Genomic DNA, 16,110 nt, shown 5'->3' with positions numbered 1-16,110 from the left:
CGTACGCGCGCGCTGGATTGACTTAAAGGGCTATCGGGTCGATGGCAGGTTTACCAATGGCGCGGGTAATAAAGTCTTATGTATGCCAGCTCGTGGTTACTCGTTTGCCGCTGGCGGGGAGAATGGCCCCTCGAATATACCTGGTATGTATGAGGGCATGACCCGAGAAAATTTCCGTATCAATGACGATATCAATAAAGTCGATCAATCATTTTTGGGCAGTTTAACGCGCGGCGCGTTTGGTATAGTGTCGACCGTTAGCCAAGATGATTGTCAGGCGGAAAAGCAAGTCTTATTGCCAACGGGAAGCTGGGGCTGGATTAATACTCAGCAGCCGGTGCAACTGATGCGTATCGGTAATATTGCTCTCGTTGCGATACCTGCCGAGCCGACGACTATGGTCGGACGCCGGATGCGCGCCGCCGTGCTTGCCCAGTTACAAAACTCTGGAGTTGATACCGTTATTATTAATGGTTTGGCGAATAACTATAGCGGCTATTTGACCACGCGCGAAGAATTTGCTACTCAGCATTACGAAGGCGCGTCTACTGAGTATGGTCCATATCAAACCGCTGCTTATATCCAAGAATACACGCGGCTGGCTGAAGCGCTGCGTGATGGTATAGAAGTCTATGACAGTGTCACACCGCCTGATCGCTCAGGCAAATCCTTTAACGAGCGTCCAGGGGTGGTCTTCGATGATAAGCCTTTAAAACAAGCTTGGGGACAAACCCTCACTCAGCCTAAAGCCAGTTATCAAAAAGGTGACATTGCCACGGCAGTATTCCGCGGCGCTCATCCTAAAAATAATCTACGTACCGAAGACAGTTTCTTAAAAGTGCAGCGTCTTGACAATGGTAAATGGGTCGATTATTTAAGTGATAGTGATTTTGATACCACTTATACGTGGCAGCGCGAAGGAGCGGCGTATAGTAAAGCCATCATTGATTGGCGGATTGCTAAGGACACCCCAGCAGGCACTTATCGATTGACCCATCAAGGCGACTGGAAGAACGGTTGGACGCATAAAATTAAGCCTTATTCAGGCGTTTCTAATAGTTTTAGCGTGCAATAATTGCCTTATTCAAATAGTCGTCGAGTATGGACTTATATTTATTTTTCACTTCACAAAAGTCAGATAGATGTTATCTGGCTTTTTTGTCTTTATAATGGTTATTAAATCAAATCGTTTTTAATGCAAATAGTTTTTATTAATCATGAGCTTTACACTGCTTTTTATGGCTAATAAGCGACAAGTGGTATGCTTTTACTTACCAGTGTCCTAGGTAAGAAGGCATTAAAGCCGTATAATAGGTAGATTTCCTATCTACTTATATTATCAAATGTTGATAAAGCGTTTTACTTATTAATGTATTTACTTGCTAAGTTAAGGGCTTAGCAACCTGAAAGCTTATTAACCTAAGTACTTATTAATCTAAAGACTGCGCAAAAACATATGTTGATAGAAAATCCGCTTTAATTTTTATTCAAACCTTCGACAGTTTTCCTTTAAGCGAACCTTGACTATGGTATTTTTTGAAACCACAAGCCCAAAGATTCCTGTACAGGGTGGTAGTAATAGCAATGCCTATCGATTTGATTATCCAGAAATTTTTGTTTTAATACTAACGGTCGTATTGCTCGCAATACATTACAACTTTAGTCCGACGTCGATGGCGCTCGCTGTCGTGGTTTGTCTGCCGAGTTTGCTGATTTTAATTTATAACTATCGCCGGCCAGCCAGTTTTTGGACGTCTAACATTGTTATTATTTTATCTTCAGCGGTCATAGGCTCGATACAGTTTTGTGCGGTCATTTCGCTCAGTCTAGCAGCGCTCATCGGTCTGCGAATTATTCTTAGTAGCCCTGAAAACCATCTTAAACTTCTCGCTGCGTCAGTAGTGACGGTCATTGTTTTTTATTACGTCAGTGTGACTTTAAATAGCACGGAGATGGACTGTCACGACAGCTTTGTTACCCCTGCGGTGTTATTGGCCAGTATGATTGTGATACTGTGCCATTTTCGCCATGTTTATCGTGATTATGTAGATTATGAAGCGCGAGCGCGGCAAGCGGCTGGACGTCTAAATACCATGGTTTCTGTCATTAATAAACTGACGCGCTTTGTACCGCCGCAAGTTTGGGAACCAATCGTTAAATCTGACAGTCCCGTTAGCGTCGAAAATAAACGCGCCAAACTGACGATGATGTTTTCAGATATTGTCGGCTTTACAGAATTGTCCGATAGTTTGAGCGCTGATAATTTGGCGGACATTCTAAATACCTATATGCATTGTATGACGTTAATCGCCAATAAGCACGGCGCGGTGCTGGATAAGTTTATCGGCGATGGGATGGTGTGCTTTTTTGGCGAGCCGAACAGTCGAGGGCCGCGCCAAGATGCGCTTGATTGTGTGGCAATGGCGATAGATATGCGCCGTGAAATGCGCACCTTGCGGCAAAAATGGCGGCTGCTCGGTTTCGAGGGGCTATATATTCGTATCGGTATTACCACCGGCTACTGTCATGTCGGCAATTTTGGTAGTAATAACCGTTTGAGCTATACGCTGATTGGGAAAGAAGCCAACCTTGCGTCAAGGCTTGAGGCAGTCGCAGGTAAAGGCCAGATATTTATTAGCGAAAGTACCCATGACTATATTTCGCATGATTATGACTGTGAATATGTCGGTGCTTTTCAGCTCAAAGGTTTTGATAATAAGGTAAGCGCGTGGCAAGTACGCGACCCTGATGAAAATAAAGGTCAGTTGTCAAAATGGGTGGATCATACGCTACCTGGTTTTAATTTGCATTTGAACTTTAAAGACATGCAAAATAATGACTATCAAGATATTAGAAATCGCTTGAATCTAGCGCTTGCCCGTGTCGAACAAGAAGAGCAGGCGTCGCTGCTTGAGATAGTCGCAGCAAGTAAGCAGGAAAATATCAGTCATAATTAGGTACAGATTGATTGCGAATTGAAAGTATTTATAAAAAGAAAAATCCAGTTATTCACCATAACTGGATTTTTTAGTTTCATTTCATGCTTCAGTTTTATTATTTAATGATTTTCTTTCGCATGGTTTAAGGTGTATTTAGGAATCTCAATCGTTAAATCATCATCTTCAAGCATCACTTGGCACGATAGGCGTGAATCAGGCTCCAGACCCCACGCGCGGTCTAATAAATCCGCTTCGATATCGTCCATCTCATCTAAGGTGTTAAATCCTTTACGCACCACGACATGACAAGTAGTACAGGCTTTTGACATCTCGCAGGCATGTTCAATCTTGATTCCTTTTTCAAGTAGCGCTTTACATAAGTTTGTGCCCGATTCTAGCTCGACTTCGGTGCCTTCTGGGCAGATTTCATGGTGAGGTAATATTGTAATTTTTGGCATAAGTTATTCGTCCGCTGCTAATCAATTAAAAATAAAAAAGGTCAATCTAGTAAGGTTGCTAAGTGAGTGTCTTAAGCGCCTATCATATGAGTGGTATAAATGCTATCTACTACCAATCTTGCGCACTGGTACCCGACATACTTGCTTTGACGCTTTGATTCATAATACGCGCGGCAAAAGCATCACTGTGTGGCTTTAATTTGCCTTGCGCGCTTTCAATAACGGTTAAGTCGTCGGTGCTAAGCGCGGTTTGCAAGGCTTGAATGCTCTCGGTCAATGACTGCTGCTCTTCAGGTGAGATTAACGCCGCAAACTCGCTAAGCGCCGACTGTAGCGCCAATAATTCACGTTCCGCTTCTACTTTGGTCTCAATTAGCGAGCGCGCATTCTTGTCTTCTTCCGCATACTTAAAGCCTGCGATTAATAATTGCTCTTTTTGCTCATCAGACAGACCATAAGATGGCACAATCTCAATTTTACTTTCAGTCTTGGTCGTGGTTTCTTGCGCACTGACGGTCAGCTGACCATTGGCATCAATACTAAAGGTCACTTCAATACGCGCAAAGCCCGCTTTCATCGGCGGAATACCATATAGCTCAAAGCGTCCAAGTGAGCGGCAGTTATCCACTGTTTCACGCTCGCCTTGCACTACATGAATGACCATGCCGGTTTGACCATCTTGGTAAGTGGTAAAGACTTGTCGTTTTTTGACGGGAATAGGGGTGTTGCGTGGAATCAGCACTTCAACCAAGCCGCCCATGGTTTCAAGACCGAGCGATAAAGGCGTCACATCGAGCAATAATAAACCATTATCACTATCGCCATTGACCAATTGATGCGCCGTTTGTGCCGCACCTAAAGCTACAACTTCATCTGGATTAAGACGGCAAAGCGGTTCTTTAGCAAAGAAATCTGCCACCACCTGCTGCACCGCAGGCATACGGGTAGAACCACCGACCAAAATGACTTCATCTAAGTCAGCGGCAGATAATTTGGCATCACGCAGGACTTGCTCGCAGACACTTAACGTGCGGCGGCTGACAGGCTCTGCAATTGTTATCAAATCGTCACGGCGTAACACACCTTGAAAAGAGCGCTCATTAACAACAATGTCGATATCGACTTGCTCAGCATCGGTCAATGCTTGTTTATAGCTTTTTGCTTGTTGGGCGAGTATGGATTTGTCGTGCAGGCTCACGTCTTTAGGGTCAATATTTAACTGCTTAATCAGCCAATTGGTTAATAAGCGGTCGATATCATCACCGCCAAGCGCACTATTGCCGCCCGTTGCTAATACTTCGAACACGCCATCGCTGAGCTTTAATATAGATACATCAAAGGTGCCACCACCCAAATCATAGATTAAGTAGTAGTTTTCACTATTGTCATCAGTAGGCTGATCAAGACCGTAGGCAACGGCGGCCGCGGTAGGCTCATTTAATAAACGCAAAACGTTAATACCAGCAGCTTGCGCCGCATCTTTGGTGGCTTGACGCTGCGCTTCATCAAAATAGGCGGGCACAGTAATCACTGCGCCTTGTATACTATCATCAGGTAAAGCGCTTGCGGCACGTTGTTCAAGCGCGGCTAAAATACGTGCTGAAACTTCAACAGGAGACACTTCCCCTTGCGCCGTTACAAAGGCTGGCATGGCGTCTTTGCTGCCACTTAACTCATAAGGATGGGAAAATTTAATATCGGCTTGGCTACGGCCCATAAAGCGCTTAGCCGAGACGATGGTATTTTTTGGATCATCTACTAAGTGGGCGAGGGCATCATAGCCGACTAAGGGCTTGCCAGCACTTGGATAGTAGACCACCGACGGCAATAAGGTATCGGTCGTTGTATCAGCTTGCAAAACTTGCGCCTTGCCTGAGCGTACCACAGCGACCAATGAGCGCGTCGTACCAAGGTCGATTCCTAGGCCAAAACGATGCTGGTGAGGTTGGGCACTTTGATTAGGTTCGGCAATTTGCAATAAAGACATAAGAAAACTCAAAGATAAAATGAATTAAGTGAAATGGTACAAATATAATATATGGTCGACTAGTATTTAATGTTTACAATTATACGGCATAGTAGTGGTTATTTTAACCCTAGCTGCATATAGGCTTGTTACCCGCGAAGTTAAACAATTTAAATGAATTAGTATGACGTTAAACGTATAAATCATCGTCATCTAAATGCTCAGCAGACGCGACTTCATCAAGCCCCGTAGTAACATCGGCATCTAATTTCACCAAGAATTTTAATTTTTGCGTGGCATCAATCGCCGTTTGCCAATCTTGGCTCTGATAAGCACTATCAAAACGCTCAGATTGCTTATTTAGACGCTCGGTAATCTGCGGATGTAGTTGCTTCAGCGCGGCAAGCTCTTTGCCTTCAATCGCATCATCCAAATCCATACGCATTTGCATCGCATCTTCTAAGAAGTCCAGATCGGCAATCGAATGCTCTAAGTTCTGCGCCTGCCCAGCGATATCCAACAAGTAGCTGGCACGACTGTCAGGGGCACTTAACGTTTGATAAGCTTGGTTAATCAGCGCAGAAGCTTGCTCTGATTGCTGCTTAGCTTGTGCGCTATCTGCTGTATTTTTGCTATCAGCAACAAGATTGTCCGGATGATAACGTTTTTGTAGCAGACGCAGCTGTTGATCAAGGCGCTCTTGATCCACCGCAAACTGTACAGGTTGCTCAAATAGGGCAAAGAAGTTATCAAACTGTGCGTCTGGCGTGATGTCTGTCATAGCGTCTGCCTTTGTTTTTATTTATTCTTGTGAAGACTTGCTTTTACTTATGCGCTGTTTTGTTTACTGTCTGTTTTAAATACTGGTCTTTTAAAGTTCAGTACTTACTCAGTATCTAAGCGCTAACTCAGGTTTTAGGTGCTAAGCGCTCGTATATCAATAGTTTAGCGCTCTCTGGTTTAGAGCTTTAGACGGTAAACGATTCACCGCAGCCACATTCACCTTTTTGATTGGGATTGGTGAATTTAAAGCCTTCATTGAGACCTTCTTTTTCATAATCCATCACTAAGCCATCTAAATAAACCAAGCTTTTAGGATCAATAAAAATATTGACGCCACGGCTTTCATAACGGGTGTCGTTTTCGTCAGGCGTGTCAACAAACTCTAGCACGTAAGCCAAGCCTGAGCAGCCTGCTGTACGGATACCTACTCGAATGCCTTCACCTTTACCGCGATTGTCCAAAAAGTCTTGAACATGCTGAGCGGCGCGTTCTGTCATTTCAATCATGCCAACTCCCATTGACTATCAATAATTGAGATAATAATTGCGGCAAAAGCGTTTTTATCAACACCACTGCCAATAAAGCGTTAAAAATAAATAAAAGGTGACAATTACATGAGCGTTATTGTCACCTTAGGGGCGTTAGTAGCTTCTAACGTCGTATTACTCATGTTTGTTTTCAAATTCGCTACTTGCGCCTATTATATAAATAAGCGCAAGGCTTTATATAAATTTAGCTGGTTGCTTCTTCTGTTACTGCCGCAGCTGTACCATGCTTACCTTTATAGTCGCTAATGGCGGCTTTAATGGCATCTTCTGCAAGGACTGAGCAATGCACTTTTACCGGTGGTAATGCCAATTCTTCAGCGATATCCATATTTTTAATCTCGCCAGCTTGGTCTAAGCTTTTGCCTTTTAGCCACTCGGTGACAAGCGAGCTTGAAGCAATCGCTGAACCGCAGCCATAGGTTTTAAAGCGAGCATCTTCGATGATACCGTTGTCATCGACTTGGATTTGTAGGCGCATCACATCGCCACAGGCTGGGGCGCCAACCATACCCGTACCAACGTTTTTGGCATTTTTGTCAAGATTGCCGACGTTGCGTGGGTTTTCGTAATGATCAATAACTTGGTCACTATAGGCCATGGGGTTTTCTCCTAGTTAGATGATGAGTAGCCACTTAAATGTTAAGTTATATAAGTAACTTTCTAAATAACTCACTTATTAAGTTTAAATGTCTGTCTACTCATCGATAATTGGGGTCAAACACATATTATAAAAATGCTATTTATAATTGTCTGATGAATTATTTAGTTTAATGCTTATACCTGATAACCATTAAACCTTTTTACTATTAAAGTTTTATTAATAAATATTAATGCTCAGACCATTCTACCGAGTCTAAATCAACGCCTTCTTGGTACATATCCCAAAGTGGTGATAGCGCGCGTAATTTGTCTACCGCTTCATGCATCTGTTTTACCACGGTATCGATATCTTCTTCGGTTGTATAACGACCAAAGCTAAAGCGGATTGAGCTATGTGCCAACTCATCTGGGCGACCAATGGCGCGCAATACATACGATGGCTCAAGCGTCGCTGAAGTACAGGCTGAACCTGATGAAACCGCTAAGTCTTTTAACGACATCATCAGTGACTCGCCTTCAACAAAGTTAAAGCTGATGTTAATGATATTAGGCACGCTGTTCTCTAAATCGCCGTTTAGGTAAATCTCTTCGATGTCCTGCAGACCGTCCCACAGTTTTTGGCGTAATTTTGCAACGTGAGCATGGTCTTCTTCATAACGCTCATTGGCCAATGCAAATGCAGCACCTAGCCCAACAATTTGGTGCGTCGGCAAGGTACCTGAACGCATACCGCGCTCGTGGCCACCGCCATGCTGCTCAGCTTTTAGGCGAATACGAGGTTTACGGCGAACAAATAGCGCACCGATACCTTTAGGGCCATAGGCTTTATGACCTGAAAAACTCATCAAGTCAATTTTCATCTCTTCAAGATTGACAGGTATTTTACCCACAGACTGCGCACCATCGACATGGAATACAACGCCTGCTTTGCGAGTGATCTCACCAATCGCGGCGACATCGGTAATGGTACCAAGCTCATTATTAACCATCATCAATGACACTAAAATCGTATCGTCACGTAGGGCTTCTTGTACTTGCTCTGGCAAAATCAAACCCGTACCAGCTTGTGGCTCAAGGTAAGTAATCTCAAAACCTTCTTGCTCAAGCTCACGGCAAGTATCTAAAACCGCTTTGTGCTCAATTTTACTGGTAATGATGTGCTTGCCGCGCGACTGATAAAAATGTGCCGCACCTTTAATAGCTAGGTTATCTGATTCTGTCGCGCCCGAGGTAAAGACGATTTCGCGTGGATCCGCATGAATCACTTCAGCGACTTGCTGACGAGCCGTTTCTACCGCTTCTTCTGCTTGCCAGCCATAGCCATGTGAGCGTGATGCTGGGTTACCAAAGATGCCGTCTACCGTCAGATATTCGCTCATTTTAGCAGCGACTGACTTAGCAACTGGCGTCGTGGCGGCATAATCTAAGTATATAAGGTTGTTATGTTGGCTCATGCTGGGTTTGCCTCGCTGGTCGATAGAGTAATAGTGTTGATGTCTTTTGTGGACATATCTTTTGTAGCAATGTCGTTTGGAAACGTGAGGTGCTGACGGTCTGAGACTGACTGCACATGTTCCATGTCTAATAATTGCGCTAATGTTATATTTTTCAAGTATTGTTCGACATGATTTGATAAAGCGCACCATAAATCATGCGTTAGGCACATTGTACCACTTTGGCAATCACCGCGTCCGCCGCACTGCATCGCATCGACAGATTCATCGACAGCAGAAATGATGCTCATCACATCAATCTCATCAAGCGGCTTAGCTAAATGATAACCCCCTGCTGCACCGCGTATACTGGTGACCAAACCGCGCTTACGGAGCTTGGAAAATAACTGTTCAAGATAAGAGATAGATATCGATTGCCGCTTAGCAATGTCAGATAAAGAGACGGCGCTGTCTTGTTGGCTGGTTTGCAAAGCCAAATCAAGTAAAGCGGTCACGGCGTATCTGCCTCGAGTAGTCAAACGCATGTGTTATCTCCAATCCTTTTTATAAAAAGTTTATTTAACAACGAACTTAGTCTTGTCGTATTCCAAAAGTGCATAGTTATCAATAGGTTCTTTATAGATTTACAATCGACTTATTGCTAAAGGCTAGTTAGTAGCTAGCCGTACTTGCGCTTCTATTTAGGAAAATCATCTATCGACTAAGTGGTGTCTTGTCGCTATTAAACAGCAGATGGTTTACCCGATATGTGCAACGATAGGGTAATTATACTCAATCCCGAGTAATTTAGTCAAGATTAAAGTGTGGTTGAATGGTGAGTGCGACTTATTCCTATCATTGATAAAAACAATGATAGGTAATCTTAAGGCTTAAAAGAGAATAAATGCGCGAACGCGCAGGATATGAACTGCAGAGAGGATACAAGAGCGCTTAATAAGTCTACATCCTATTAAACGCGATACAAGGTTAGAAGAATAACTTTAAAAACACGTTACACTGCAGTTAGTAAGGCATTAGGTCATGATAAATAAAGCAATAATGGCAGCGATAGCGATAACCGCAAAAATAATTGCGGTAATGATAAAGGTCTTCTGCTTGCTTTGCAGTTCTTTAACCGTGGTTTCAAGCTCACGGTTTTTAATGGTCAGCGTGTTGATTTGAGTTTGCTGCTCCTTAATACGCAGCTTATAACTCTCCTTTTTTTCTGCCATTTCGGCTTCAGTAGGTTTGGCCTTACCTTTGCCGCCCTTAATCTTTTTAATCAGCCCTTGAATTAAGCTACCAAAACCAAGCTGCATAATAAACTGCTTCACCAGCTGTACTTGCACCGCCTCACCGCGCATTTGCAGCTTTTCAGTCGACTCAGTATCGTGGGTGATGATGGCATTAAGCACTTGAATGCTATAAGCGTTAATAATAACGTCAGGCTCACTACGGCCAATAGGCAATTTATCATCTAATAACACCCCTTTGGTAGTAAAGGTGGCGAAAACCTCTACATGAGGCAAGTATAACCTAAGCGCGACGACCGTCTCTTGCTTGGCGAGTGGATAAGCAGCTTTACGGAGTTCTGGGTCTAAACGTAACAGCAGGGTCAGCGCCGACTCGATAAACACCAATATGATATTAAGAAAAGAGTGAGACAACGTAGAACGCTTCATGTAAATAATCCGTTTTTATTGTGTAAGTTAAAGATAAAAGGACAAACAAATACCAAAATCAACCCAAAATGTACAATGCAATCGCGCTTATAGTAACGCCTTTAGCATAAAAAGTAACGCACGTTTCTGTCAGTTGGTCAGTCACTACCTTATAATTTGCTCATCTATAAAGACACCAAAATTTATGACTGGTAATGCATTAGTTGGGCTTGGCAGCTATTTTTCGATCCAAGATTATGCTTTAGTTTTTAATTTTGATTGTTAGTATAAAAACTGAGTTTAAGCACCTGCGTCAAATTTGAGTATTTAGGTTATAAAGGCAAAATGCATAAGAGAGCCAATACAAAGATAGGGGCTTTGACGATAGGTGCTTTATTTCGTTAAATCCTATAAGCTAAAGTAGCGATTTAATAGAAAATTTGCAGCAGTTTTAAGTAACATTGAGTGTCAAATACGTAGTAGAGTGCACAAAAATATGTAAAATCGCTTGCGCTCCTTATGCTGCCTTGATATAAAGGCGTTAACAAAGCGAAACCTGTTTATGCGTGAGGCCAGTGGTTTTTATTGCTTAAGTACTCTGAGAGCGATACAATACTTGGCGTGAGCGTTTTTTACCCCCTAAAACTTGAAGGAAATTTTATGAATAAGTCAGAATTAATTGATAGCATCGCCGAAAAAAGTGGTCTAAATAAAACTCAAGCTGGCGAAGCTTTGAATGCAGTAATGGAAAGTGTTGGTGAAGCGCTAGAAGCTGGCGACAGCATCTCATTGGTTGGTTTTGGTACTTTTAGCGTAAAAGACCGTAAAGCGCGTACTGGCCGTAACCCTAAGACTGGTGAAGAGCTTAGCATTCCAGCAAGCAAAGTACCAAGCTTTAAAGCCGGTAAAAACCTAAAAGAGCGTTTAAACTAAGCCGCTTTGTTTAAGCTGTACTCTTTTTAGCTATTCTATAATAAAATAATCAAATGCTCGTTGACGACGTGATACACGAATAAAAACAGCGTTGGTTGGCAGTAAAACAATAGATAGCAACTCATGACTTAACGATTCATTAAGTCATGAGCGAATGACCAAAAAAGCACCTAGAGATTAGGTGCTTTTTTTAGTGCTGAAATTTGTAGTATTTAGTGGCAATAGTCGCCTGAATATTTTGAGTATATATTAAAAATCACGTATCATAGGGCGCGCGATAGCGGTGTTGTATAAACAAGAGTTTTTATTAAATCTTGTTATACACTTCGTCAATCAGCCTTATTTTATAGCAATAAAATGCACATGTTCTTCTTCTTACCATTGCCTGCTTATACAGCGTTGATATTATTAATAGTATTACAATGGTCTTTCATCAATATAGGTTAATAAAGCAGAGACAAAAGCGTGGGACTGTCCGAGTATCAAACTGCTGTCAATAACCGCCGTACTGAGCTTTTAGATCAAGTTGATGATGCCAGTTTGTTAAATGAAGATGTGCTGCACGAGCAAGTCCTAAAAGGACTGATTGATCGTACCTTGCTAGAGCAGCAGGCTGGCAAGCTTGGCATGACGGTTTCTGATGACACCATCAATCGTTTACTGCGCCAAGAAGAAATCTTTAAAGATGCAGAGGGCAATTTTTCTAACGAGCAGTTTGCAAACTTTTTACGTCAGCGCAATATGACAAAAAACCAGCTGTTTGCTGAGTTTCGCAATCAGTTGAGCCTAGATCAGCTCAATGCCAGTATCGTCGGTACCGCAGTTTATCCGATGCAAGCGGTCAGTCAGTTGATTGATTTGCAGCTAGAGTCGCGCAATATCTGGCTGCATCGTTTTAAATGGCAAGATTATGCTGAGCAAGTAAAGTTGAGCAAGGCTGATATCCAAGCCTATTATGATGCCAATAAAGACACACTCAAAAGTGCGGCCATGGTCGACTTGGCTTACTTACAACTGACTCCGCAAGCGATTGAGGTTAATGAGGTTGCCCAAGAAGATTTGCAGCAGCAATATGAAGCCTATAAGCAAAGTCTTGCTGTGGTTGATGAGCGTAAAATCAGTCAAATCCTGCTAACGGGTAAAGATGCCAAAGCACGCGCGGATAAAATTAAAGCCCGCCTTGCGAAAGGTGAGTCATTTGCTAAAGTTGCGAAAGCCGAGTCTGATGATCCGTCAGGCGAAACAGGCGGCGATATCGGGCGTTTTAATCCAGCGGTATTTGGTAATGATGCACCAGCCGTGGAAGAAGCGCTTGCAGGCTTGAGCGTTGGCGAGGTCAGCGCGCCTGTAAAGACCAGCTTTGGCTATCAGATATTTACTGTGACTGAGGACAATGGTAGCAAAATACCAAGTCTAGAGAATATGCGTACAGAGCTAACCGCTAAAGCCAAAGAATATAAACGTCAGGAAATGTATGCCGATAAAGTCACAGCGATTAATGACTTAGCAGCAGATGGCTTTAGTATTGAAGATATCGCTCAGCAAGAAAACGTGCCATTAAAACGGATTAAAGATTATCGTAAAGAAAACAACCAATCTGCTTTGGCGCAGCCGGCGGTGATTAAGCAAGCGTTTGATGAATTTACCATTCAAGACCAAGCGGTGACTGCGGGTATTGAGGTTGGTAATGGTACAGTCTGGGTACAACCAAGCAATTATCGTCCGACTAAGACGTTGTCTTTGACAGCAGCGACGCCAAAAATCACGCAGATATTACGTCAACAAAAAGCAACGGCATTGGCATTACAAGAAGCGAAGAAACTAGCGGCCACTATTAAAACGCCTGCTGATATTGCGAAACAGCCCGTTAGGTTGCAAGCATTGGGCGAGATAAACCGTCAAACTACGCAATTGAGCGAAAAAGAGCGCGGCTTAGCCTTTAGTCAGCAAGCGGCAGCCAATGGCGTCGTGGCGGTAGCTAGTGAGACTGAAACGGGCGCAACGTTATTGGTCGGTGATCGCATCAAAACAGAGCAGCAATCGCCACTATCTGATGCCCAAAGAGCACAAACAGCCGCCATTATTCGTGACAATTTGGGTCAAGATCAGCTGCAAGATTATCTAGATTATCTACGTATGGTCTATAAAGTTGAGATTAATGAAGCTAATATGGCCAATGCGCAAGGACGTTAAGTGAACTATCAGGAATTTGTTAAACCCTTTTTTTAATAAGCCCTAAATACAAAAAAGCCACTATGATAGTGGCTTTTTTATGCGTTACAATTTTTATTTACTATTAACGCTGTTGTTTTAACAGCATTGTCTTAACCGCTGATTAATGGCGGAAGTGGCGCATACCAGTGAAGACCATGGCGATACCATGCTCATTGGCGGCAGCAATCGTTTCGTCATCACGCATAGAGCCGCCTGGTTGGATGATAGCAGCAATACCGACTTCAGCAGCGTTATCGATACCATCACGGAACGGGAAGAAGGCATCTGATGCCATTACCGCGCCTTCGGTAGCAAGTCCAGCGTGCTCGGCTTTGATAGCGGCGATACGCGCTGAATTGACGCGGCTCATTTGACCGGCACCCACACCGATAGTGCGTTGATTCTTGGCATAAACAATGGCGTTAGATTTGACGTATTTAGCGACATTCCAGCTGAATAATAAATCGGCAATTTGTGCTTCGGTTGGCTGGACGTCAGTAACGATTTTTAAATCATTGGCGGTAATAAGGCCCAAATCTTGCTCTTGCACCAACAAACCACCATTGACGCGTTTATAATCAAGCTGGCTGTCGCGCTGCTCAGGCGTTGGTAGTTCGCCACAGACTAAGACACGCACATTTTTTTTGCTCGCAGTTGCCTCAAGAACGCCATCTTCGATACTTGGCGCAATGATGACTTCGACAAATTGATTGTCGATAATGGCTTTGGCTGCAGCAAGCGTAAGCTCGCGGTTAAAGGCGATAATACCACCAAAAGATGACTCAGGATCGGTACTAAAAGCCGTACGGTAAGCGGTGACTTGATCGCTATCTACGGCGACACCGCAAGGATTGGCGTGTTTTACAATCACGCAAGCTGGCGCACTAAAAGCTTTAACACATTCAAGCGCGGCATCAGTATCAGCGATATTGTTATAAGATAACTCTTTACCTTGTAGCTGCTGCGCGGTTGCAATAGAGGCTTGCTGGCTTTTTAGCGCATGGTTTTCGACATAAAAAGCCGCTTTTTGATGCGGGTTTTCGCCGTAGCGTAAGTCTTGTACTTTTTCTAATTGGACGTTAAAGGTACGGGAAAAATGCTCAGGCTCTTGGTTTTCATTTACGCGGCTGCCCAAGAAATTGGCAATCATTCCGTCGTATTGCGCGGTATGCTCAAAGGCTTTGACCGCTAAATCGTAACGTAGGGCAGCGGTTAAAGTCGTTCCATCGCCTAAAGCGTCAAGCACGCGCGTATAATCAGCAGGGTCGGTTACAATACCAACGTGGGCGTGGTTTTTTGCGGCTGAACGCACCATGGTAGGACCGCCAATATCGATGTTTTCGATCGCATCGTTCATGGTGACGTCGCTACGTGCAATCGTCTCTGCAAACGGATAAAGATTGACGACGACCAAATCAATGCGCTCAATAGCGTGCTCATTCATGACGCTGTCATCGGTACCGCGGCGCCCTAAAATACCGCCATGAATCTTTGGATGTAGCGTTTTAACGCGGCCGTCCATCATTTCAGGAAAACCGGTATAGTCTGAAACTTCGGTCACAGCGACATTGTTTTTTGTCAGCAAGCGGTAAGTACCGCCAGTCGATAATAAACCAAAACCAGCTTTAAGCAAGCCTTGGGCGAATTCTACGATATTTGACTTATCGGAAACCGATAGTAGGGCAAGGGGAGTGGTACTCATAATAAAATTTCCATAAAAAAAGCCTGACGTAAACGTCTGGCAAGGTAATAATGGCAAGCAGTGCAGAGCATATCGGGTTTGATAAGATCATAAACTATAAACGTGCCATACAATTGAATGTCGGTTAGCAGGGCTAATAAGGGCGGTGAGTGTAGTATTTGGTCGTCGTAAATAACAGCGACTGGCATAAAGCCATAGATTACATTAAGCCATAAGTTTTGAGCTTTTTACGTAGCGTACCGCGATTGAGACCTAAGATTTGCGCACACTTGGTCTGATTGCCGCGGCACTTCTCAAGCACGACTGACAATAGTGGCTGCTCTATCTCTTTTAAAATAAGCTCATATAAGTCGGTTGGCATCTCATCATCGAGCATCGCAAAATACTGCCGCACCACGCGCTCTACATGCACACGTAACGGTTGGTGCGCATGAAGGCTATTGTCTAAGGAAGCTTCTACCTTATGGATAGAGCGATGATAGCCGTCTTTATAATCAGCAGAGCTCTCAATATCCTGGTTAAAATGAGTGGCATTATACGGTGCATGTGGTGGCATAAGATAATGTCCTTAAGCGTAAGCGTAAACCATAAGGCGTTTAAGCGCTATTATAACAAAGTCAACGCCTATCCGAGCAACAGATTGGGTATTACCCTATTATTACTCTAGGCTTGACGCTATTTATTGTCATTTATGATGACAGATTTAAAACATTTAGGACAAATTTGATAAAAGAGCAAAACTTTTGAATAAATTTTATTGCTTATAAATGGCATTTTGACCAAGCCTGATGTTAATAAATAGGCTCGGCGTTTACTTTGTTGATTTGAGCATTGGCAACTGGGATGGTAAATAACAGCTGCTTGCGACTTGTC

Annotated in this window: 15 protein-coding genes; 4 read left to right on the top strand and 11 right to left on the bottom strand. The window is 43.4% G+C overall.

The features are described from left to right. Together V7D75_RS10830 and V7D75_RS10825 are read left to right on the top strand one after the other, a co-directional pair. Positions 1-1,075, top strand: a 1,075-nt coding sequence (locus tag V7D75_RS10830) for a neutral/alkaline non-lysosomal ceramidase C-terminal domain-containing protein (RefSeq protein WP_333614565.1), incomplete at its 5' end; no start/stop codon positions are given. A gap of 451 nt (positions 1,076-1,526) precedes the next feature. Continuing rightward, a complete protein-coding gene (locus V7D75_RS10825; protein ID WP_333614564.1) occupies positions 1,527-2,957 on the top strand; it encodes an adenylate/guanylate cyclase domain-containing protein in 1,431 nt (476 codons plus the stop codon). A 101-nt stretch (positions 2,958-3,058) separates the two neighbouring features. Here the strand turns inward: V7D75_RS10825 and fdx are convergent, their stop codons facing one another. The 8 genes from fdx to V7D75_RS10785 form a co-directional block, all read right to left on the bottom strand. Next, the gene (gene fdx / locus V7D75_RS10820; protein WP_068404490.1) at positions 3,059-3,397 is read right to left on the bottom strand and encodes an ISC system 2Fe-2S type ferredoxin; all 339 of its coding nucleotides are present in this window, start codon (positions 3,395-3,397) and stop codon (positions 3,059-3,061) included. Between the two features lie 109 nt (positions 3,398-3,506). Then, complete coding sequence (gene hscA, locus V7D75_RS10815) at positions 3,507-5,384, bottom strand: Fe-S protein assembly chaperone HscA (protein WP_333614563.1); 1,878 nt, start codon at positions 5,382-5,384, stop codon at positions 3,507-3,509. Between the two features lie 169 nt (positions 5,385-5,553). Beyond that, positions 5,554-6,144: a Fe-S protein assembly co-chaperone HscB gene (hscB, locus tag V7D75_RS10810; RefSeq protein WP_333614562.1), complete on the bottom strand. Its 591-nt coding sequence runs from the start codon at positions 6,142-6,144 to the stop codon at positions 5,554-5,556. A gap of 187 nt (positions 6,145-6,331) precedes the next feature. Further along, positions 6,332-6,652 (bottom strand): iron-sulfur cluster assembly protein IscA, encoded by a 321-nt coding sequence (gene iscA, locus V7D75_RS10805; RefSeq protein ID WP_068404485.1) that lies wholly within the window; start codon positions 6,650-6,652, stop codon positions 6,332-6,334. A 226-nt stretch (positions 6,653-6,878) separates the two neighbouring features. After that, entirely contained in the window at positions 6,879-7,292 is a 414-nt protein-coding gene (gene iscU, locus V7D75_RS10800; RefSeq protein ID WP_068404483.1) for a Fe-S cluster assembly scaffold IscU, read from the bottom strand. A 229-nt stretch (positions 7,293-7,521) separates the two neighbouring features. Next, complete coding sequence (locus tag V7D75_RS10795; RefSeq protein WP_068404481.1) at positions 7,522-8,748, bottom strand: IscS subfamily cysteine desulfurase; 1,227 nt, start codon at positions 8,746-8,748, stop codon at positions 7,522-7,524. Further along, positions 8,745-9,272 (bottom strand): Rrf2 family transcriptional regulator, encoded by a 528-nt coding sequence (locus V7D75_RS10790; RefSeq protein WP_068404479.1) that lies wholly within the window; start codon positions 9,270-9,272, stop codon positions 8,745-8,747. The genes V7D75_RS10795 and V7D75_RS10790 overlap by 4 nt, the downstream gene beginning before the upstream one ends. A gap of 489 nt (positions 9,273-9,761) precedes the next feature. Further along, positions 9,762-10,409: a hypothetical protein gene (locus V7D75_RS10785; protein ID WP_333614561.1), complete on the bottom strand. Its 648-nt coding sequence runs from the start codon at positions 10,407-10,409 to the stop codon at positions 9,762-9,764. 600 nt (positions 10,410-11,009) lie between these two features. Between V7D75_RS10785 and V7D75_RS10780 the strand changes: the two genes are divergently transcribed. Both V7D75_RS10780 and V7D75_RS10775 read left to right on the top strand, forming a co-directional pair. After that, positions 11,010-11,321, top strand: coding sequence for an HU family DNA-binding protein (locus V7D75_RS10780; protein WP_223808465.1), 312 nt, complete (start codon positions 11,010-11,012; stop codon positions 11,319-11,321). A gap of 465 nt (positions 11,322-11,786) precedes the next feature. After that, positions 11,787-13,514 carry a SurA N-terminal domain-containing protein gene (locus V7D75_RS10775; protein ID WP_333614560.1) on the top strand — a complete coding sequence of 576 codons (1,728 nt, stop codon included), beginning with the start codon at positions 11,787-11,789 and terminating at the stop codon, positions 13,512-13,514. Between the two features lie 142 nt (positions 13,515-13,656). Here V7D75_RS10775 and purH read toward each other — a convergent pair whose 3' ends face one another. The 3 genes from purH to V7D75_RS10760 form a co-directional block, all read right to left on the bottom strand. Then, on the bottom strand, positions 13,657-15,237 hold the full coding sequence (purH, locus tag V7D75_RS10770) for a bifunctional phosphoribosylaminoimidazolecarboxamide formyltransferase/IMP cyclohydrolase (protein ID WP_333614559.1): 1,581 nt from the start codon (positions 15,235-15,237) through the stop codon (positions 13,657-13,659). A 199-nt stretch (positions 15,238-15,436) separates the two neighbouring features. Next, complete coding sequence (fis, locus tag V7D75_RS10765; protein WP_068404623.1) at positions 15,437-15,706, bottom strand: DNA-binding transcriptional regulator Fis; 270 nt, start codon at positions 15,704-15,706, stop codon at positions 15,437-15,439. Between the two features lie 206 nt (positions 15,707-15,912). After that, positions 15,913-16,110 (bottom strand): hypothetical protein (locus V7D75_RS10760; protein WP_333614558.1); only part of this gene is annotated, 198 nt, incomplete at its 5' end.

Origin of the sequence: Psychrobacter sp., assembly GCF_036731945.1 — a bacterium.
In the GTDB taxonomy this organism is placed as follows: Bacteria; Pseudomonadota; Gammaproteobacteria; order Pseudomonadales; family Moraxellaceae; genus Psychrobacter.
Note: the sequence above shows the minus strand (reverse complement) of the source record. Positions and strands in the feature narration are given on the sequence as shown.